Origin of the sequence: Hungatella sp. SB206 (genome assembly GCF_051132295.1) — a bacterium.
Lineage (GTDB): Bacteria > Bacillota > Clostridia > Lachnospirales > Lachnospiraceae > Hungatella > Hungatella effluvii.
This window is the reverse complement of record NZ_CP096603.1, coordinates 457,501-477,505: the sequence shown is the minus strand read 5'-3', so window position 1 is coordinate 477,505 and position 20,005 is coordinate 457,501. Positions and strand designations below refer to the sequence as shown.

Here is a 20,005-nt window from a genome sequence, read left to right as displayed (position 1 = left end):
CATTTCTCCTTGATCTGTATTTTTAACTCTCAAAGTTTCGGTGCGCACCTTGTTTATGCTGTTATTCTACATGATTTGAAACAAATAAAAAATGGAAAAAGCCGTCATCCCAATTGAAAAAAGCCGACTTTCTTCCATGCGGAAAAGCCGGCTTTTTTCAAATTACGCCTGTTTTTGTATATAATCCTTGTACTCAGAAGGGGACATTCCCACTAATTTTCGGAAGGTCTTGGAAAAATACTGGCCATCCGCCGGGTATCCCACTTCTTCCGCGATCTGAGAAAGCTTGATCTCCGGAAAATACCAGATCAGCCGTTTCGCCAGTTCAATTCTGACATTTAAGATATAAGAAGAATACTTCTGTTTCATACACTTGGAAAAGACACGCCCGAAATAATCCTGATTCATGTACAGGACTTCCTTCGTCAGCCACTGGATGCTCAGTTCCTGGCTGCTGATGTTCTGATAGATTCCCAGCAGAATATCGCGCATACGCCGCTCTTCCTTATCTCCGCCCGGATGAAGCCCCTGCTTCTCACTGATATAGTCGGCCAGAAGCTTCAAAAGCTCCCTGTCGTCTTCCCCCTTCAGCCACCGTTCATTGTCCTCATCCTCATAGAGCATGTCAAGCACATACCGGATTGCCGCTTCCTTTCTCCCGGCCAGATCGCCTCTGAGCCGCATCTTTACGAATCCCAGATACAGCTCAAACAGGATGGCATCATAGGATTTCGCAGCCCTCAAAGCCCGGTAATTAATCAGCATCAATTCCTCCCGGTTGATATCCTTATAAAATCCATGCCACAAAGCGTCCGTGTCCGCGTCGATCTTTCCCATCTTTAAGAGTCCTGAGACCTCCTCATAGAGGCCCTGTATCTGATCCCAGCTTCCGCGGCCGGAAACCGCTGTCTGAAGCGGGCTGGAATCAAACTTCTCATACTCCTTTTTCACCTTCACAATGACAGGCTGAATCTCATCAAATACACGCCCTTCCAGCAGAAGCAGCACATCGTTGCGGATAGACGTCACCAGAAGCACGTAACTGCTTCCCAGCAGCTCCGTAATAATGTTCGTCACCACAAACTGTTCCAGATAGTCAAACCATTTTTCCTTATGAAACGCCAGAAGAAAGACCTCTCTCCGGAAGTTCCCGCAGTCCCCCAGATACGCCTCGAAGTCCTTATGGATATCTTCCCGGTTCAGCAGCACATTGCGGAACATCTGCTCCCTGGCTCTCGGAGCCAGCCGCTTGACCTGGGTCCGCATATCATCCTCTTTTCTCTTCTTCTCTTCCCGGACCTTAAGCTCCTCCGTTACCTTGCCGATCACTTCCACAATCTTCGCCTCATCGCAGGGCTTCAGTATATAGTGGCGCACGCCCAGCTCCATGGCTCTGCTGGTATACTCATACTCTCCGTAGCCGGAAAGCACAATGAATACAATATCCGGAAAATCCTCCCTCGTCTTCCGGATCAGTTCAATTCCATTCATGACAGGCATCTTAATGTCCGTAATCACGATATCCGGCATCTGGTTCTGGATCTCCTCATATCCCTCGACACCGTTCCATGCGGTTCCCGCCAGACTTATCCCGTACTTTTCCCACTGGATAAAATCTGCCATTCCCTCTCTCTCCACATCCTCATCGTCCACGATCAGAAGCTTATACACATCTATTTCCCTCCATATTTCGGAATTTCAATCCTCACAACGGTTCCCTTTCCGGGCTGGCTGGTTATCTCAAATACTGCGTCAGAAAAGATCAGGTTCAGCCGTTCCCTGATATTTTTAAGTCCAATCCCATTTCCCTTGGGCACCATGGTGAAATTCCTGACGGCCTCCAGTTCTTCCTCCGTCATACCCGGCCCGTCATCCTCCACCTCCAGGGTCATGGTCTGCTCCTCTACATTTTCCTTTACCCGCACCAGAATCCTGCATTTATTTAAGGAATTGTCCACGCCATGGTTGATCGAATTCTCCACCAGCGGCTGCAGAATCATCCGCGGCACGTGGTACGCCTCCAAATCACCCTCTGCCTCCACAAGAAACTCGGCCCTTCTCCGGTACCGGACCTTCTGAATATCAATATAATGCCTTGCCAGCTCCAGCTCCTCCAAAACCGTAGCCAGCTGTTCCTTCTTAAATGCCGCCCGCAGCAAATCTCCCAGCGAGATCAGCATCTCAGACGCCTCCTCATTCTTCCCCGACCGTATCATCCAGTTAATGGAATTCAAAGTATTATAGAGAAAATGAGGATTTATCTGCGCCTGAAGCGCCCGGTACTGCGTATCCTTCAGCAATATCTGCTTCTCATAGTTTTCATGAATCAGGACCATGATCTTATCCAGCATAATCTGGAACTCCTGGGTCAGGATTCCCGCCTCGTCGCCTCGCTTCTCTCCCTCCAGATACTCCTTCGCCTTCTGAAACTCACCCGCTTCCACTATCTGAATCGAATCCGTCAGTCTGTTAAGCGGTCTGGTAATGGCCGTGGAAAGCCGTTTCAGGATCAGCATCGCCGCCACAAACAGCACGAGAAATCCGCCGATCAGACAGTATCGGACCATGGTGTTCATAAAATAAATCGAGCTGTACGGAAACATGTTCACATACGTCCATCCCGTCTCCGCCGATGTAAGCTGACAGAGAAAATACTTTCTCCCCTCCAGATTTATGATCTCATAATCGCTCTCCGGCAGCACCTGCCTGATCTTCTCATACAGACCGTCCTCGCTCTGATAGATCAGGCCGGAGTCGCTGGTCACGCACAGGCTGGAAACATCGGTTTTCAGCTGATTTAAATGCTTCTCGATCAGCACCCGGATATCCGATACAAAGATCAGGCTTCCCAGATAGTCGAGACTGGCATCGATGTGCTTGCGTATATCCCTGCCGGAGACGAGATAGGGAAATTCCTCCGTAGGATTCTCATAAACATAGGCTCCTTTTGCCTTGTCAAACTTCTCCAGCAGGCTGTCGTAAATTCCCACCGGCAGTTCCACATACCGTTTCCCCACCTCATATCTGGTCAGGAATTTATCCGTATAGATAAATTCCGAAACCAGTTCCGCAGACAGCGCCTCTGTGGTCAGCCGGCTTCGCATCTTCGACATCTGAAATGAATATTCCGCCTTGTTCTTCGCACTTTTTATGACCGACAGCTGATTTTGAATCTCGTAGTCCATTGCCAGATCGAAGGACAGCTCCTCCACCTTTTTCAGCTCTCCGTCCACCCGCTCCGTGAAGAAATTCAGTTCCTCCAGCGACTTCTGGTAAAGCTGGCCGTCATAGATACTCAAGGTAACCTGCATGGCAAGCAGCGTGATACCGCACAGAATTCCGAATATGGCCGCATAGACCACCATCATCTTTCTGGCAAGGCTTGTATTCCTAAACCGTTCCACCCACTGATCCCAACGCTTTCTCATCACTTTCCCGCTCCTTCATCGCCTGGTAAAGTTCCTGATCCGTCATATGGTTCTCCATGTTGGTGATGAGAACCACCCGTTTATCTTCCTCCGAATAGGTAACCTCCCTCTGCCACTCATAGAAATGAGGGCCGTCCCCTAAATTCCTGATATATCCCATCAGCCGTCTCAGGCAGTACGCAGTCTCCTTGACATCGCAGAGACAGTCATTTTCGTAAAAGCCCTTCCATTTTCCGTGTTCCCGCGCTCTCATGGACCAGTCCGCCGCCTCATACCAGTCCGCTGCCCTGCCAAACAGATAAAACGCCCGCAGATACTGTTTACCGGCATACGCCTCATAACCGTCACAGAAGGACACAGCGCCTCTCAGACAGTACGTATGTAGTTTCACCTGCAGGAGAAGGGAATCCTCCAGAAGCGGCCCCGCCTGCTCTGCCATCCGGCTGCATGCTTCCAGAAGCGGTTCAAATGCATTTCTCCCATTTACAACCGTTTTCCGGTACTGTTCCATCTGTTCTTCCAGACTCTCTCCCGGGGCAAACCAGTTAAGCTCCGGCTCCGGTCTCTGCCCCCCATCCGCCATAATGCGGCAGACAAAATCCCTAGTCACGTAATTATAAAACTGGTCGCCCGCCCGCTCGTCCTCCTCTTTCCCATACCGAACCGTACACTTAAAATACGCTTCAAAGAGATCCGGGAGAGCCGCCAAAAGGTCCTTCCCGTCAATCCGCTGTCCATAGGCGTAGTAAGACTCCATATAACGCCTCCTGTGTTCCGCTGCGGTGAGCGAATTTCCTCTCCACAGATTCCCAATAAAGTCCAGAGGATACACGTGGGGCTTTACATTAGAACAGTTGACAACCCACAGGCTCTTTATTCCACAATCATACGCTATTTTCAATTCTTTTTCCACAAATTCCATAGAATTTGGCAGCATGGTAATATGATTCGCCGCCTGCAGATCATAAAAAGAGACGTGATAATACGTTCCATGGTTCCCATCCCTTAAATCTGCGGGAGGCAGCGCCGGCACTCTGGGATTGTGGTTGCCCTGTCTTCTCGATACCATTTTCCCGTAACCATTATCAGCCCAGATGGTAATCACATCCTCCGGCAGAATCAGGAATCCCTGCTGATACAGTTCCATCGTCTCCCCATAGAGATTCGTGCAGAATACAGGATTCTTCACATACTTCTTTACCAGCTCGTACTGGCGCACCATCAGGCTGCTGATTAGGTCTCCCCGCTTCTTCGGGGTATCATACTGGGGATCATCGTCCCAGAAAGGCCGGTCTCCCTGCCCCCGGAATCCGATATTCCAGATAACGCGGTAATCCTTCTGCCTCCGGATTCCGTCCTCCCACAGGCTGTAAAAAAGCTCCGGATATTCCGCAAAGGAAGGCGTCTTATCCGGATAGACCCGTGCAAACATCTCGGCTCCCAGCGGTTCCGCGTGATGATGAGTGATCCAGAGCCCCATATCGGCCGCCAGTCCCACATAAATCTTGGAATTCGCATCAGTACCCGGTATCACTAAATTTCCTCCGAGACGCAAAAGCGCCTCAAATGCCATCTCCCACGGATACTCCCTGCTCACTCCGCCATCCCAGCGGCTGATCAGTACCTCGTCGTTCAGAAACCAGCCTCTGTATCTCACCGGATATGGAGACGACGCAATTGTTCCCACCGGGATCTCCACATACTCCCGCTTTTCGAATTTCTGATCATTCCAGAACCAGAACGGCAGAATCCCCATGTACGCCTCGCTCAAATGCAGCAGTGCATACACAAATCCCAGTTCATCCCCCGCGCAGATTACCATCCGTTTTTCCTCAACCAGTATCCTGTACTGTTCCGGATCCATGGATTCCTCGCAGAGCCTGATCCCGCCCCCATAAGCAGAATCCCCGTCAATCACCATATCCAGATCCCGGTAAAACCGCTCCACCGCTCGTCTCACCGTACCTCTGTCCTTCATCGTTCCAAGATCCGCCGTAACGCTTTTATCCAATAAAAATGTTCCCATCATATCCTCCTTTACCGTGAAAAATTCTATCGTATCTCCACTCCATTATAGGAAAATATACAATGGGCGTAAATGGAAAAAAACCGTAAACACACTTGGAAATTTCCGACTTATTTCTAATACCATGTACAGTTTAGTGATCTGAATATACAAAATAAGGCTGCCTGGTTATAGGCAGCCTCATCATTATTCTCTAACCGGTTAAATCTGACGAATATCTAATGAAACAGTTCTTCTACTTCTTCGGTTTTTCTCAGTCTTAGTGATTCTGCCTGATTTGAAGGTTCCATTTTTACACCTTGTACATGGTCACTGGAATCCAGCATCCAACCATCACCAGATGTTTTAAACTTGTACAAATAATTCATACCATAAGCATCCTGTTTAATAACATATACAATTGATTCTTCTGGATTTATATACGTGATAGGAACAGTATCACCACCGCGTACATTTACTTGTTTTCTTGTTACTAATAATTTTTTTTCAAAATATTCCTTTTCTGGAGGGTTCAAAATCCTATAGTCACTCAAGTCAATATCAAAGCTATCTGCTATCACTGCATCTCGCTTAGCTATTAGTTTTTTGTTGGCAGTCCGCTTATTTTGATAATAAAAATCAGCCGTGTCTGAGTATCCATCATCTGGAACATCTGCTATATAACTTATTTCGCCATAGGCCCATTTACTATAGGCTGTTGCAATTGGTCTCGTTAATGTATAGCCTGATCCAAGACTACTCTGTCCTGATTTCGAACCATCCCATGCACTAATAACTTCACCTGTATCCTCGTTAATACTTTCAGTTGATAAATAGATCGTATCCACGAAATTATCAGGTGCATTAGTCTTAACCATAGCACTAAATTTTAGACTGTTTCCCGACGGAGCAATATTAACAGTTACTGACGGATCATATGCAAATGCCGTTCCCGTCATAGCGATACTCATTACCAATACCATTAATAATGCCGACAATCTTTTCAGTGTTGTTTTCATATTAACCTCCCTTGTAGAAATTATGGTAGTGTCAAGTCTGACACTACCATAATTTAGGTATCTTTATTCAATCAACATCTTTACAGGGGCTTCGGTAATTCAAAACTTATTGACCTGAAGCAATCGTAATAGTTCCATTAGGTGAAATATGGGCTGAAACTGTAATCGCATATTCGCCAAGAACATAATAGGTAACAAAACCGTCCTGACCTTCTGTGCGTTTTTCCCAAGACACATAGTCATAAGAGCCAGATCTCTATGCGACTTTCACATCCGCCATTTCACTTACATTATCAACCGTTGAATACATACCTGTAAATGTAGCTCTGTAAACACCCAAGAGAACGCCATTTCGATCCCTAAATGTCGAATCATAACTCTTTGTGGCAGTCCGATCCGGATTTACTCTTGATTCTGGCTCCTGAACTTCTTCGATAGTAATTTCGTATCCATCTTTAGTAACTATTATCAGTTTTTCAGTAACCTCTGTCCTTTCAGCTGCAAAGCTTGCAGCACAAGCCAAAATTGACATCGACAATACAGTATAAAAGAAAGTAATAACTTTACCTAATCTCTTCATATTTTCCCTCCTCCGATGTTATAAGCACATTTTTTGTTACGATAAGTTGAATGCGGTGATGATTGTCAACGAGCTCACAATAAGTCTCTATAGCCCCTGTAAGTAGAGAATTATTTTTATAGTCAGGCGAATATAAATCATCAATCAATGCATCCGCCACACTAACTTTCCCTTCTTCAATTCCATTCAAAAAAGTAGTATATTTTTCATGTTCTGCCATATTTATAACCGCACTGTTGACACCTAACACCAGTGCGGAAAACGCTGTTAATCCAATTACCCCTTTGGCAATTCTTTTCCTGGCCTTTAACCATATAACATGGTTAAAGCTGTTTCTAATATCCTCGGGATCTCCCATAGCTTGGATTACCATCTTTTCAATCCGCTTAATATCATAACCTCTATCTAAAAAATCAGAATAGAGGGTTTCCATATGAACAGATAATTCATCTTCGATTTTCTTTTTATATTTGCCTCTGCATTTAATCCCAGTCGTAACCTCTTCTATATACTCTTTAATACCCTCAGTCATATACTTTTCCTCTATTAATTACGCAAAAAATACTATTCGAGTACTGGTTCCATTCATCAATCAACTGCCTGAGTTTGTTTTGACCAGAATCCGTTATATGGTAGACTTTCTTTTTCCTTTTTGAATCGTCCCCTATCCAATATGCCTCTAAATATCCATCCTCCTCCAAATTGTGTAAAATAGGATATAACGACCCTTGTGCAACTGAAAGAGTATACTCAGACATTTCTTCCATTTTCTTAATAATTTCATATCCATGCATATCTTTTGTTGACAAAAGTTTCAAAACCAGCATGGGGGTAGTTCCTTTTAGCAGTTCTTTATTATATCTCACTATTACATCTCCTTATATTTACCATTATGTCTGATTACAATATATCATTATACGATGTATATGTCAATACTACTTTTACTCTTTTATATTAAATTCTTTCTCTCCCACTTCTCGGCCGTTTTGCAGATCATAGATTTGCCATTATGTCAGTGGGGATATATGCCGCTACTGCCATAATGGCAATTCCATATTAAAAATCCCCTCACATTCACATGCGAAGGGATTTCATTCTTTATTCTATGCAATCTGAGTAAACTGCTTCCTCTTATCTGCACACCCTCATTATATAAGGGTTTATTCCATTGTATAAGGCATAAGAGCGATGTGTCTTGCTCTCTTGATTGCAACGGTAAGTGCTCTCTGATGCTTTGCACAGTTACCTGTAATACGTCTCGGAAGAATTTTTCCTCTTTCAGAGACATATCTTTTTAATTTATTTACATCTTTATAATCGATGGTGCCGTTCTTCTCACCACAGAATACACATACTTTTTTTCTTCTGCGCATGCCGCCTCTTCTGAACTTGGCGCCATCAGCTTTATCATTCTTATTATATGCCATTGGTACTACCTCCTGTTAGATTTTGTTGTTTCTATCCCTGCAAGTTTAGTTGAATGGAAGTCCTTCGTCTTCGACTCCATCCGGGATATTCATAAATCCATCACCGATTGCGGAAGACGGTGCCGGTCTGGATGTTGGCTGATAGCCGCCGCCATCACCGGAAGCCGCGCCCTTGCTGTCGGCGAATTCCTGATCGTCTACAATGATATCGGTCGTGTAAACTTTGATACCGTCCTTATTCGTGTAACTGCCAGTCTGGATCCTTCCGGAAATCAACACTCTCATGCCCTGGCGGAAATACTTCTCGGCAAACTCACCTGCTCTGTCAAATGCGACACAGTTGATGAAATCTGCGGTCTGCTCGTTGCCGTCCTGGTTTCTGCGGCCTCTTCTGTCAACAGCAAGAGTATATCTTGCGATGGCCATGGCGCGCTCGCCCTGGGAATATCTTACTTCTGGATCACGGGTCAATCTACCCATCAGGATTACTCTGTTCATACGATCACACTTTCTTTATCTATTATGCCTCTTGTCTTACGCATAAATATCTGATAACTGGTTCCATAATACGAATGCGTGATTCTAACTCATTCGGTGTTGTGGAATCGCCATCAAACTGGATGAAGTAGTAGAATCCCTCTTTCATCTTCTGAATTTCGTAAGCTAATCTCTTCTTACCCCATTCGTCGATGTTGGTTACAGTACCGCCAAAACGAGTGATATAATTTGTAATCTTCTCGATGGCTGCTGCTCTCTCCTCATCTTCGAGCTTTACGTTAAGAACAACGGCTAACTCATACTTGTTCATGCTTGTTTACCTCCTTGTGGTCTCTGGCCCCTGCTTTCAGTTTCAGGAGCAAGGAATTTAATGTGTCACGGATTAATATTTTAGCAGAAATTGGCGGAAAAAGCAAGTACTTTTTCCTGTTTTCCTACGATTTTACGACATTTCCGGGACTTCTTACCGCTTTTCCGCCCCATCCGCTCCTTTCAGCCCTCTGACGTTCTTCTCCACCAGCTTTCTGGGAACCATAATCATGTGGCCGCAGCCCATACATTTCAAACGAAAGTCCGCGCCGACCCGCAAAATTTCCCATTCACAGCTGCCGCAGGGATGCTGTTTCTTCAGTTTTACAATGTCTCCGACTTCAAAATTCATCTCGCTCTCCCGTTATCAGTGTCCTTATTTTAAGATCTCGTCAATCGCCTTTAACTCATCTGCCGAAAACTCCAGATGATCGAGACACTGAACGCTGTTTTCCAGCTGTCTCACACTGCTGGCCCCGATCAGTACGGAAGTCACAGCCTTCTCCCGAAGCACCCATGCCAGCGCCATCTGAGCCAGCGATTGATTCCTGTTCACCGCGATCTCATTCAGCCTGCGGATCTGATCCAGCTTCTCCTCGGATAAATAGCGGTCATTAATCGTAGTCCCCACTCTGGAAGCTCTTGACCCCTGCGGGATACCATTTAAATACTTATCGGTCAATGCGCCCTGCGCCAGAGGACTGTAGCAGATACAGCCCACGCCGTGCTCCCACATAGCTTTAAACAATCCGTCTTCCGGAGTTCTCTCGAACATGTTGTAACGCGGCTGCTCGATGAGACAGTGTACGCCCATATCCTTCAACAGAAGGACCGCTTTCTCCGCCTCCTGCTTCGAATAGTTGGACAGGCCCACGTAAAGCGCCTTGCCCTGTCTTACGATATCCGCCAGCGTTCCCATCGTCTCCTCCAGCGGTGTCTCCGGATCCGGTCTGTGGTGATAGAAAATATCCACATACTCCAGCCCCATCCGCTTTAAGCTCTGATCGAGACTGGCCATTAAATACTTCCTGGATCCCCAGTTTCCGTACGGTCCCGGCCACATATCGTATCCGGCCTTCGTGGAAATGATCATCTCATCCCGGTAGGTTCCAAGGCCGTGTCTCAAAATCTCCCCAAAATTCTCTTCCGCCTTTCCAGGCGCCGGAAATCCGTAGTTATTCGCCAAATCAAAATGTGTCACACCCAAATCAAACGCCCTACAGAGAATAGCTTCCTGATCCTCAATGGGCTTTTCCAGACCGAAATTCTGCCATAACCCGAGTGATACCCTTGGAAGTTTTACACCGCTTCTTCCACAGCGCTTATAGTCCATCTTCTCATATCTGTCTTCTGCTGCCTGATACATAGTTTTACGCTCCTTTATTCTGTCATTTTTTCTCTGCCTGTACAGCGCGCTCACATGCCCGCCGCGTCTCCCAGCACCTCACCCAGCTGCCCGCTGATCACCAGATCAGCACGGCTGTCCATGGGGGTAACCGTCTTATTAATCAGAACCATCCGGTTTCCTCTATAATAATCGATCAGTCCCGCGGCTGGATAAACCGTAAGCGATGTGCCTCCAACGATCAGCATGTCCGCCCTGGTGATATATGCCACCGACCGGCTAAGCACCTCCTGATCCAGACTCTCCTCATAGAGCACCACGTCCGGTTTAATTGTCCCACCGCAGCTGCACCGCGGAATTCCATCCGGTTCATCCATATTTAAAATGTCTTCCAGGCTGTAAAACTTCCCGCACCGGGTACAGTAATTCCTGTGTACCGATCCGTGAAGCTCGAGGACTTCCTTACTGCCCGCCGCCTGATGAAGACCGTCAATATTCTGAGTGATAACAGCCTTTAACTTTCCTTCCGCCTCCAGCTTTGCCAAAGCCAGGTGTGCCCGGTTCGGTTCTGCTTTCGGAAACAGCATTCTGTTTTTATAAAACCGGTAAAATTCCTGGGGATTCTGCCTGTAAAAGCTGTGGCTGATAATCGTCTCCGGCGGAAACTGATACTGCTGGTGATACAGCCCGTCCACACCCCTGAAATCCGGAATCCCGCTCTCCGTCGAAATACCGGCTCCGCCAAAAAATACGATTCGGCTGCTCTCCGAAATCCACTGCTTCAGCTGTTCCTGTGCTTCCATCTCTCCCGTTCTCCCTCCTGTCCTTTCAATCAGGCCGCCACTGCACTCTGCCATGCAATGCCGGTCCGGTACTGGAACTCAGACGGGGTGCCGCAGACTGGATTCTTCCAAATCCGCCTGCGGCACCCCGGATCGCTTCAGAGTATGTTTGAAAATACCTCATTTCAATCCACGCCCGCCACTGCCGTTAAGCTTCTTTTAAAGCTTCGAATATCCGTAACCGTTTACAAGGGCATCCAGCCTGATTCCCTTCTTGCAGTATGGGCATTCCCGGAAATCATACGTCTGATAATCAGGGATATCACGCTCCCGGAATACAGAGTTCACAGGCATCCCATCCAGTTCCCCGATCGCACTGAAGATCGCCGATATTCCCTGGAGCTTTCCTCCGTAATACTGAATACACTCGACTCCCTTGTTGATCGTCTTTCCCGTTGTCACGGAAGCCATCAGAAGAATCACATTCTTACCGGTTATCATGGGCTGAATATTGTCACGGAAAATCATCTGGCTGTTACTGTTATACTCCGGAGTCACAACGTAAATTGTCTGATGCGCATTCCTTGACATAACGCCTGCCTTTGTCAGTTCCTCCGCCAGATAGGCGCCTACCACATCCATGCCATCCAGGCATACGATGGTATCCACAAACGTATTATACAGGTAAAGCCCCACTAAATCACGGGCGACCTCTTGTGCCTCACTAACACGTGTCTTCAGCGTTGTCATATCAATGTAGTAGTTGATATGGGAATGGTTGGTTGCGAAATGTCCCGGCACAACCTTGAGCGGTACGTTACATCCTGGAGCCTGAAGCTTAATATATCTGTTTTCCATAGAAACCTCCCCTGCTGCTGTTTTCTTTATTATACTACAGAAACAGGACTGGTTACAAGGAAAATCTATTAGTTTTGCACAAAGCGGTACTATACCACCTCATCGAAATAAACACCGTTTAACGGCCTGATTCTTTCCGCCATACTCCGGCGGTTTTCCGGCATCTGCGGCATTTTGTATCCAAAGAGCCAGGCTGTCATCTCCGCAATTCCCAGCGACAGATGCGGCTTCACAAGAGTCCCTTCCGTCATCCGAGTCACCCTGGAACCATTCTTATCCAGCTTCCAGCGGAAAATGCCGTCGTTCTGGCGTATCTGCCCGTCCGAAACCTCGATCATAAGTTCCATCTCACTGACTTCTGAGTCCTCTTTTAACCGGATCACGGAGACAAACTGCTCCAGATTGATGATTCGTCCCATCATAAGAGGCTTTGGCGGGGCGATCTCCTTCACATAGTCCGGATGCACCAGAAGCTCCCTCTGTTCCATCTCTCCGCCTCCATAATAGGCGGAAATACCGGCCAGCCGCTCCCTTTCGTCCCTCGTTCTTAAGAGTACCAGATCCCCGTCGGCGCTTCTCACCTCCCGGCATAGAGTCCGGTAATACTCCTCATCACGCATCGTATAGACCTCATAATGCTTTTCGAGGCATTTGCCCGCAAATCTGGCCGCCTCCTCGCATTCCTCCGTCCGCTGTTCTATGAGGGCCCGTCCGCTCAGACGCATCATGCCCTTTTCACTCAAAGTAAGCTGCGGCTGATCAAAGATATAGGTAAACTCAAACGGCAGATAAATAGCCGGATCCACCGGATGCAGAAAGCAAAATCCCATCTTTTCCATATACATATCGGCAAATATCCTGGACAGCAGGCGGCTCATATACCCCTGGTGACGCCATGCCGCCGCGGTAGCCACCCCGGCGATATAGTCGATCCTCCAAATACGGTCCTTAACCACCACATCAAACGGATTCCGGTGGAGCATGGCCACGATCTCATTGTCCTCCTCCGCCACGAGAATCTTGTTCCGGCGAGCCTTCTCCGCATAGTAAAAATCCACGAACGACTGGGAATCTTCCACAAAGATCTCTTCCCACAGCTTCCGGCTCCTGCTTTTCTCTTCCTGTCTTAAATAATGTATCATCCTTTAAAGTCCTTCTGTTCTATGCTGTATTTTCTGGCAAAGTCAATGGGATTATAGGACATCTTCGCTCTGCGCAGGCCTTCCATTCCCACGTCGTCCTCCCGGTTGACAAGCATCATTTCCTCCGGAAATGCCCTGACCAGAAACTCTCTGTTAATAAACTGGTAAAGTCCATTGATCTCCGGATTGGCCTTCTCAATGTGAATTACCGCCATTTTTTCAAATTCATTATAGCTTCCTATCGTAAATGCTTCCAGCTTACCATCGATATAGACGCCGGCCATCCGGACGCATAACTGGGAACAGTTCTTCAAGATATCGTGAATTCCGTTTACCTCATAATCCAGCTGGGTACCGAACTCCGCGGCCTCCACCTTGTTTTCCCACCATCTGTCCAGGAACTCCCACACATCGTCCCGGTCAGAACAGCATAAAGTCCGGTACTCATACCGCCCTTCATACTCTCTCAAAAATGCATTCAGATGATTCTTTTTCTTATGCAGCTTCTTGCCGGCCAATGACCGCATGGCTGCAGCATCATACAAATAATCCTTTAAATCTTCCTGCTCCTTCACCTCAAACTTCTCAGGATCCAGTTTTAAATAGTTCACACCGTCCTCATCCGCCAGATAAATCCGAAATGGCTTTTTTAACACGGTATTAAAATATTCCACCATCTCATAAAAGTAATGGGACAGCTCCTCTTCCTTGCACATCGGCATGGCGCTGAAAGTAATGCCATCCTTTTCCATCAAAAACTGTACTGCTTTCTCATCGCTGATCGCGCATTGGATATGGTAAAAATCCCTCCAGATAAAACTGTCCAGAAACACACTGTCACACGTCTTATTGGGCCGCAATGCGAAAAACGGCGTCACTCTCTCGATATCCTTTGCCTCTACCGGCTTAAACTGTAGGTTCATAATAATTCCCTTCTGCATTAATATTGTCTTTTGTCTTATAATCTGATTTAACTCTTCTTAACAAAATCCGTATTGCACTTCGGACAGTGAATGCTGATTCTCCCTTTTCCTCTGGGAATGCGAATCTTCTGTCCACAGCTGGGACATTTATAGATATGGTATTCCTTCTTTTCCCGGATTCTAAACTTAAATTTGCGAAACTTTTCCGTTACAGAATAGCGAAGTCCTTCAAACACCTGCTCTTCCTTATACCTTTTCCCGATATTCCTCGAAAACATCCGGAAATAGCAGAGAATCAGGCACGCAAACGCCAGAATATCCACCCATGGTTTCCTTATAAAAATTCCAAGCAGCAGAAAGAAAAGTGAAACACCGATTAAAAACTGTCCAAGGCGATCCGCCCCATAGCGGCCCACCATAAATCCTGCAAACTTTTCCCTCCATTTATTCATCATATATTTAAACGCCTCTTTTCCTCATAATGACTTAACTATAATGAAGTCCCTGCAAAAAGTCAATCTCGTCAATTGATGTTTCACAATCTTTTTAGATTTTCCTGGACATCATGCTATTGTATACCCATTTTTCCCCCTCTGTTTCGTCTGATAAAGCGCCGCATCCGCTTTCTGATACAGCGTATCAAAATCATTTCCATCAATAGGGGCAATAGAAACTCCAATACTTGCGGACATCTCCCAGCTCTTCCCGCCTTCTGTGCATGTAACCCTCAGTGCATTCGACAACTCCTTCGCCTTATCCTCAACCCATTCAGAGTCAGGCGCCGGAATAAACGCTGCAAATTCATCTCCGCCCACTCTCCCCAGCACATCATTTACCCGGAAATGCGTTCTGATGATAGAAGTAAACTCTCTGATACAGTAATCTCCAAATGCGTGCCCGCACGAATCATTGGCCTGCTTAAAATTATCAACATCAAACAGAAAGAAGGCATAGACCTCAGCCGCCGGTTTGGACAACAGGGCGGTAATTTCCCTTTCCGTTTCCATCTTAGTTAAGAAACCAGTCATCTCATCAAAAGAGGCCCTAATTTCCTTTTCCTTCTCTGCATTAATATTTTTCCGGTACGTAAACATATGGATACATTCATCTTCCTGAGAAAAGAAGATATAAGCATCGATCCGCATCCAAAAATACCGGCTCCCATCCTGAGTAATCTTAAAATCATATCTTAAATGATTATTCCCCATTTCATACTGCCGGATAACATTTTCCGGAGTAAATGTGGAGACGTATCCCTCCCGGTACTCCTCCTTAATCTGTTTTTCCGCAATCACTTTTAGTCCCTGGTCATAAGGCAGATCCCCCGCACCCAGACTGCCGAAATACTGTTCTGTCAATTTATTCGCATATCTGTTTCTCGTTATATTCAGTTCGTAGATATTATCATACAGCTGCTCTGTAGCCCTCTTAAACGCATCCTGCCGTTCTTCCATCAGCTGAGTAATCTGCCTGTTGAAATTGCGGAGCACCGTTGTTATTACTACCAGGACAGTAATAATAATCGCTATAATAATAACCCCTGTCTGGTACAGCCGATCCTTTATTTCACTCACGATAGCGCCGTTATTCTGTTCCACTACCAGATGCCATGACAGTTCCGGAATATACCTTGAAACCACATAGCTCCTTCCCTGGCCGCCCACCGCAGTATCCGACCATAGTTCCAGATTGGCAGAATCCTCCTTCCAGCCCAGCACCTGACTGCGGATACTCTCCTGCTCAAACGTCTGAAACCAGTCGATCCTGCTGTATCCCGTATGTTCAGAAGAGATCTCAATCACACCGTTCTCATCGATCAGACATGCATTCAAATGATATTTTTCTTCATAGCTCTTCAAAAACTCTTTTAAATAACTCACCCGCATACCGACTCCCACCACACCCAGGAAATCACGATCAGGCCCATAGATCTTACAGTTTACAAACACCGTTATTGCATTGTCCGCTCCGTTTACCTCATCATTATCCACGTTCATGGAGTACTCAAGATCATCTTTCAGCATATCAAAATACCATACGTTCTCCGGATCTCCTTCCGTGAGTATTCTGTCAATCCCATTGAAATTATAATAGCGGTTCGTCAGGGCCGATACCAGAAAGACTGAATCAAAGTCATACTTCTCCCGATAAGTCTCCAAATAGTTCTTGATCGTCCATGCATACTGTTCGTCCTCTAAATGAGCTTCCTCGCCCTCCAAATGGGCCGCCAGAAGGCTGTCATGGGCCATGGTAAGGGAAATATTAACAGGCCTTGTAAACAGGGCTGTAAGCTGATAATAAATGCCCTCCGTCGTCAGAGAAGCCACCTGTTCGATGTTATTAAGCGAAGCCTCATAATTTGCCTGATAACTAAAAAAAGCCGTCACCAGAAAACCACATACCAGGATCACACTGACCAGCAAATTTGTCTTTAAAAGCTCCCGATTCTTTTCCAAAATGAGCCTCCTTTACTTTTTTAATCCTGTGTTGTTTTATTTTTGATATTTGTCTTATTTTTAATACTTGTCTTATTTTTAATACTTACTTTTGACACTTTAAATCTGATTTTTAGTATATCACATAATGCGCCGTCTAAATAGTTACCACTCCTGCCTCTTACAGAAATGGTTCTGTTCTTACTTAATTCAATTCAGATTCGTCATCTGCAGACACAAAAAAATCCTGGAAAGTAAATTCCAGGATTCTTTGAGAGGCGACAACCAGATTTGAACTGGTGATCAGGGTGTTGCAGACCCACGCCTTACCACTTGGCTATGTCGCCGTAGATATTGTAAAAAGTTGAAGTTCTGATGAATTTCAACTTAAGTGACCCCAACGAGATTCGAACTCGTGTTACCGCCGTGAAAGGGCGATGTCTTAACCGCTTGACCATGGGGCCTAAGCTTTGCATTTCGTTCTCCTCATTTACCGTTTGAGTATCACGAACTCCCCGAGTAGGACTTGAACCTACGACAGCGCGGTTAACAGCCGCGTGCTCTACCGACTGAGCTATCGAGGATTATTATACCATGAGGTATCCTCTATTTCAAGGCATATACCCTCAAAACCACACATTGTACATATCTTTCATCCGTTCTTACTTCCTCTGCCATTTCTGACAACCTAAACCAACTTGGTTAAGCCCTCGACCTATTAGTGACAGTCAGCTCCACATGTTGCCATGCTTCCACCTCTGCCCTATCTACCTCGTCGTCTTCAAGGGGTCTTACTCTTGCGATGGGATATCTCATCTTGAGGGGGGCTTCACGCTTAGATGCCTTCAGCGTTTATCCCTTCCCGACTTGGCTACCCGGCCATGGGTTTGATACCCAACCGGTACACCAGAGGTCAGTCCATCCCGGTCCTCTCGTACTAAGGACAGCTCCTCTCAAATATCCTACGCCCACGCCGGATAGGGACCGAACTGTCTCACGACGTTCTGAACCCAGCTCGCGTACCGCTTTAATGGGCGAACAGCCCAACCCTTGGGACCTACTTCAGCCCCAGGATGCGATGAGCCGACATCGAGGTGCCAAACCACTCCGTCGATGTGAACTCTTGGGAGTGATAAGCCTGTTATCCCCAGGGTAGCTTTTATCCGTTGAGCGATGGCAATCCCACTTTATACCACCGGATCACTAAGTCCTACTTTCGTACCTGCTCGACCCGTCAGTCTCGCAGTCAAGCTCCCTTATGCCTTTGCACTCTTCGAATGGTTTCCGTCCATTCTGAGGGAACCTTTGAGCGCCTCCGATACTCTTTCGGAGGCGACCGCCCCAGTCAAACTCCCCACCTGACATTGTCCCCCGGCCAGGTCATGGCCGCAGGTTAGAAACCCAATATCGCAAGGGTGGTATCCCAACAATGGCTCCGGTAAGACTGGCGTCCTGCCTTCACTGCCTCCCACCTATCCTGTACATGCGACACCGAATCCCAGTATCAAGCTGGAGTAAAGCTCCATGGGGTCTTTCCGTCCTGGCGCAGGTAACCAGCATCTTCACTGGTACTTCAATTTCACCGGGTGCATTGTCGAGACAGCGCTCAAATCATTACGCCTTTCGTGCGGGTCGGAACTTACCCGACAAGGAATTTCGCTACCTTAGGACCGTTATAGTTACGGCCGCCGTTTACTGGGGCTTAAATTCAAAGCTTCGGATTGCTCCTAACCTCTCCTCTTAACCTTCCAGCACCGGGCAGGCGTCAGCCCATATACCTCACCTTTCGGTTTTGCATAGACCTGTGTTTTTGCTAAACAGTTGCTTGAGCCTATTCTCTGCGGCCCACTCTCGTGGGCACCCCTTATCCCGAAGTTACGGGGTCATTTTGCCGAGTTCCTTAACAATGCTTCTCCCGCCGGCCTTAGGATTCTCTCCTCATCCACCTGTGTCGGTTTACGGTACGGGCACGTATTACACAATAGCGGCTTTTCTTGACAGCCCCTATACCAACTTCCCTACTTTTGTTCGGTACGCTTAACGCTTTCCTGTTGTTAAACGGATTTTCCAGTCTAACCAGTCCGGCGCTTGCCCCGGTCTTTTCATTCCCGGGTTTGGCTTCGGTTCTGTGTCCCCACAGTTCTGATAATACGCGGTACAGGAATTTCAACCTGTTGTCCATCGACTACGTCTTTCGACCTCGCCTTAGGCCCCGACTTACCCAGAGCAGATCAGCTTTACTCTGGAAACCTTAGATATTCGGCCTGGAGGATTCCCACCTCCATCTCGCTACTCATTCCGGCATTCTCTCTTCTTAACACTCCACGCCTCCTTACGGTAACGCTTCTCCGCAGTTAAGAATGCTCCTCTACCAATTGACTTACGTCAATTCCTAAGCTTCGGTGTTGTGTTTCAGCCCCGGACATTTTCGGCGCAGGACCTCTCGACTAGTGAGCTATTACGCACTCTTTGAATGTGTGGCTGCTTCTGAGCCAACATCCTAGTTGTCTTTGAAATCCCACATCCTTTTCCACTTAACACACACTTTGGGACCTTAGCTGTAGGTCTGGGCTCTTTCCCTTTTGACTACCCAACTTATCTCGTGCAGTCTGACTCCCGTACATCATTTATGCGGCATTCGGAGTTTGATATCTCTTGGTAAGCTTTGACGCCCCCTTAAGAATTCAGTGCTCTACCTCCGCTAAACTAATACGAGGCTAGCCCTAAAGCTATTTCGAGGAGAACCAGCTATCTCCGGGTTCGATTGGAATTTCTCCCCTACCCACACCTCATCGCCACCCTTTTCAACGGATGTGCGTTCGGTCCTCCATTTCCTTTTACGGAAACTTCAACCTGGACATGGGTAGATCACCCGGTTTCGGGTCTGCCTGAACTGACTTATTCGCCCTATTAAGACTTGGTTTCCCTTCGGCTCCACACCTTCAGTGCTTAACCTTGCCAGTCCCGGCAACTCGCCGGACCGTTCTACAAAAAGTACGCGGTTCCACCTAAAATGTGGTTCCACAGCTTGTAAACACAGGGTTTCAGGTTCTTTTTCACTCCCCTCCCGGGGTCCTTTTCACCTTTCCTTCACAGTACTATGCGCTATCGGTCACTAAGGAGTATTTAGCCTTGGGGGGTGGTCCCCCCGAATTCCCACAAGGTTTCTCGTGTCTCGTGGTACTTTGGAATCTGCTCGCTCTCTTCTGGTTTCACATACGGGGCTTTCACCCTCTGTGGCCGGTCTTTCCAGG

At 46.9% G+C, this 20,005-nt stretch carries 18 protein-coding genes, 3 tRNA genes and 1 rRNA gene (1 of these 22 cut by a window edge); all 22 read right to left on the bottom strand.

What is annotated here, in order from left to right:
* Positions 1-162 precede the first annotated feature (162 nt).
* Complete coding sequence (locus M1L66_RS02275; RefSeq protein ID WP_187023596.1) at positions 163-1,671, bottom strand: response regulator transcription factor; 1,509 nt, start codon at positions 1,669-1,671, stop codon at positions 163-165.
* 2 nt (positions 1,672-1,673) lie between these two features.
* Positions 1,674-3,428 (bottom strand): sensor histidine kinase, encoded by a 1,755-nt coding sequence (locus M1L66_RS02270; RefSeq protein ID WP_055657984.1) that lies wholly within the window; start codon positions 3,426-3,428, stop codon positions 1,674-1,676.
* A complete protein-coding gene (locus tag M1L66_RS02265; RefSeq protein ID WP_434694183.1) occupies positions 3,391-5,454 on the bottom strand; it encodes a glycosyl hydrolase 115 family protein in 2,064 nt (687 codons plus the stop codon). The genes M1L66_RS02270 and M1L66_RS02265 overlap by 38 nt, the downstream gene beginning before the upstream one ends.
* Before the next feature lie 218 nt (positions 5,455-5,672).
* A complete protein-coding gene (locus tag M1L66_RS02260; protein ID WP_434690545.1) occupies positions 5,673-6,452 on the bottom strand; it encodes a hypothetical protein in 780 nt (259 codons plus the stop codon).
* Positions 6,453-6,708: 256 nt separating this feature from the next.
* Positions 6,709-7,032 (bottom strand): hypothetical protein, encoded by a 324-nt coding sequence (locus M1L66_RS02255; protein WP_434690543.1) that lies wholly within the window; start codon positions 7,030-7,032, stop codon positions 6,709-6,711.
* Complete coding sequence (locus M1L66_RS02250) at positions 7,016-7,564, bottom strand: hypothetical protein (protein ID WP_434690542.1); 549 nt, start codon at positions 7,562-7,564, stop codon at positions 7,016-7,018. Before M1L66_RS02250 ends, M1L66_RS02255 begins: the two co-directional genes overlap by 17 nt.
* Positions 7,557-7,898, bottom strand: coding sequence for a PadR family transcriptional regulator (locus tag M1L66_RS02245; RefSeq protein ID WP_434690540.1), 342 nt, complete (start codon positions 7,896-7,898; stop codon positions 7,557-7,559). Before M1L66_RS02245 ends, M1L66_RS02250 begins: the two co-directional genes overlap by 8 nt.
* A 294-nt stretch (positions 7,899-8,192) precedes the next feature.
* Positions 8,193-8,459: a 30S ribosomal protein S18 gene (gene rpsR, locus M1L66_RS02240; RefSeq protein ID WP_002602079.1), complete on the bottom strand. Its 267-nt coding sequence runs from the start codon at positions 8,457-8,459 to the stop codon at positions 8,193-8,195.
* A gap of 45 nt (positions 8,460-8,504) precedes the next feature.
* The gene (locus M1L66_RS02235; RefSeq protein WP_025532065.1) at positions 8,505-8,957 is read right to left on the bottom strand and encodes a single-stranded DNA-binding protein; all 453 of its coding nucleotides are present in this window, start codon (positions 8,955-8,957) and stop codon (positions 8,505-8,507) included.
* A 22-nt stretch (positions 8,958-8,979) separates the two neighbouring features.
* A complete protein-coding gene (gene rpsF, locus M1L66_RS02230; protein WP_002602081.1) occupies positions 8,980-9,267 on the bottom strand; it encodes a 30S ribosomal protein S6 in 288 nt (95 codons plus the stop codon).
* A 153-nt stretch (positions 9,268-9,420) separates the two neighbouring features.
* Positions 9,421-9,618, bottom strand: coding sequence for a DUF951 domain-containing protein (locus M1L66_RS02225; RefSeq protein ID WP_187023594.1), 198 nt, complete (start codon positions 9,616-9,618; stop codon positions 9,421-9,423).
* A gap of 24 nt (positions 9,619-9,642) precedes the next feature.
* Positions 9,643-10,632: an aldo/keto reductase gene (locus M1L66_RS02220; protein WP_187023593.1), complete on the bottom strand. Its 990-nt coding sequence runs from the start codon at positions 10,630-10,632 to the stop codon at positions 9,643-9,645.
* A 50-nt stretch (positions 10,633-10,682) separates the two neighbouring features.
* Positions 10,683-11,414: an NAD-dependent protein deacylase gene (locus tag M1L66_RS02215; RefSeq protein WP_187023710.1), complete on the bottom strand. Its 732-nt coding sequence runs from the start codon at positions 11,412-11,414 to the stop codon at positions 10,683-10,685.
* Between the two features lie 198 nt (positions 11,415-11,612).
* Positions 11,613-12,251: an orotate phosphoribosyltransferase gene (locus M1L66_RS02210; protein ID WP_187023592.1), complete on the bottom strand. Its 639-nt coding sequence runs from the start codon at positions 12,249-12,251 to the stop codon at positions 11,613-11,615.
* An 89-nt stretch (positions 12,252-12,340) separates the two neighbouring features.
* Positions 12,341-13,393, bottom strand: a complete 1,053-nt coding sequence (locus tag M1L66_RS02205; protein WP_434690536.1) for a GNAT family N-acetyltransferase — start codon at positions 13,391-13,393, stop codon at positions 12,341-12,343.
* On the bottom strand, positions 13,390-14,316 hold the full coding sequence (locus tag M1L66_RS02200; protein WP_110323158.1) for a DUF2156 domain-containing protein: 927 nt from the start codon (positions 14,314-14,316) through the stop codon (positions 13,390-13,392). The genes M1L66_RS02205 and M1L66_RS02200 overlap by 4 nt, the downstream gene beginning before the upstream one ends.
* A gap of 47 nt (positions 14,317-14,363) precedes the next feature.
* On the bottom strand, positions 14,364-14,771 hold the full coding sequence (locus M1L66_RS02195) for a hypothetical protein (protein WP_349768973.1): 408 nt from the start codon (positions 14,769-14,771) through the stop codon (positions 14,364-14,366).
* A gap of 108 nt (positions 14,772-14,879) precedes the next feature.
* On the bottom strand, positions 14,880-16,772 hold the full coding sequence (locus M1L66_RS02190; RefSeq protein WP_187023590.1) for a sensor domain-containing diguanylate cyclase: 1,893 nt from the start codon (positions 16,770-16,772) through the stop codon (positions 14,880-14,882).
* A gap of 255 nt (positions 16,773-17,027) precedes the next feature.
* Positions 17,028-17,098, bottom strand: a tRNA-Cys gene (locus M1L66_RS02185).
* Between the two features lie 45 nt (positions 17,099-17,143).
* Positions 17,144-17,215, bottom strand: a tRNA-Glu gene (locus M1L66_RS02180).
* A 47-nt stretch (positions 17,216-17,262) separates the two neighbouring features.
* Positions 17,263-17,335 (bottom strand) — tRNA-Asn (locus M1L66_RS02175).
* Between the two features lie 114 nt (positions 17,336-17,449).
* Positions 17,450-20,005 (bottom strand): 23S ribosomal RNA (locus M1L66_RS02170); it runs 335 nt beyond the window's last position.

What these genes read in the sequence shown, in the direction of transcription:
- M1L66_RS02250 (WP_434690542.1), bottom strand. Translation starts at nt 7,564, where the DNA reads ATGACTGAGGGTATTAAAGAGTATATAGAAGAGGTTACGACTGGGATT.
- rpsR (WP_002602079.1), bottom strand. Translation starts at nt 8,459, where the DNA reads ATGGCATATAATAAGAATGATAAAGCTGATGGCGCCAAGTTCAGAAGA.
- M1L66_RS02260 (WP_434690545.1), bottom strand. Translation starts at nt 6,452, where the DNA reads ATGAAAACAACACTGAAAAGATTGTCGGCATTATTAATGGTATTGGTA.
- M1L66_RS02215 (WP_187023710.1), bottom strand. Translation starts at nt 11,414, where the DNA reads ATGGAAGCACAGGAACAGCTGAAGCAGTGGATTTCGGAGAGCAGCCGA.
- M1L66_RS02270 (WP_055657984.1), bottom strand. Translation starts at nt 3,428, where the DNA reads ATGAGAAAGCGTTGGGATCAGTGGGTGGAACGGTTTAGGAATACAAGC.
- M1L66_RS02255 (WP_434690543.1), bottom strand. Translation starts at nt 7,032, where the DNA reads ATGAAGAGATTAGGTAAAGTTATTACTTTCTTTTATACTGTATTGTCG.
- M1L66_RS02210 (WP_187023592.1), bottom strand. Translation starts at nt 12,251, where the DNA reads ATGGAAAACAGATATATTAAGCTTCAGGCTCCAGGATGTAACGTACCG.
- M1L66_RS02220 (WP_187023593.1), bottom strand. Translation starts at nt 10,632, where the DNA reads ATGTATCAGGCAGCAGAAGACAGATATGAGAAGATGGACTATAAGCGC.
- M1L66_RS02265 (WP_434694183.1), bottom strand. Translation starts at nt 5,454, where the DNA reads ATGGGAACATTTTTATTGGATAAAAGCGTTACGGCGGATCTTGGAACG.
- M1L66_RS02195 (WP_349768973.1), bottom strand. Translation starts at nt 14,771, where the DNA reads ATGATGAATAAATGGAGGGAAAAGTTTGCAGGATTTATGGTGGGCCGC.
- M1L66_RS02225 (WP_187023594.1), bottom strand. Translation starts at nt 9,618, where the DNA reads ATGAATTTTGAAGTCGGAGACATTGTAAAACTGAAGAAACAGCATCCC.
- M1L66_RS02205 (WP_434690536.1), bottom strand. Translation starts at nt 13,393, where the DNA reads ATGATACATTATTTAAGACAGGAAGAGAAAAGCAGGAGCCGGAAGCTG.
- M1L66_RS02235 (WP_025532065.1), bottom strand. Translation starts at nt 8,957, where the DNA reads ATGAACAGAGTAATCCTGATGGGTAGATTGACCCGTGATCCAGAAGTA.
- rpsF (WP_002602081.1), bottom strand. Translation starts at nt 9,267, where the DNA reads ATGAACAAGTATGAGTTAGCCGTTGTTCTTAACGTAAAGCTCGAAGAT.
- M1L66_RS02200 (WP_110323158.1), bottom strand. Translation starts at nt 14,316, where the DNA reads ATGAACCTACAGTTTAAGCCGGTAGAGGCAAAGGATATCGAGAGAGTG.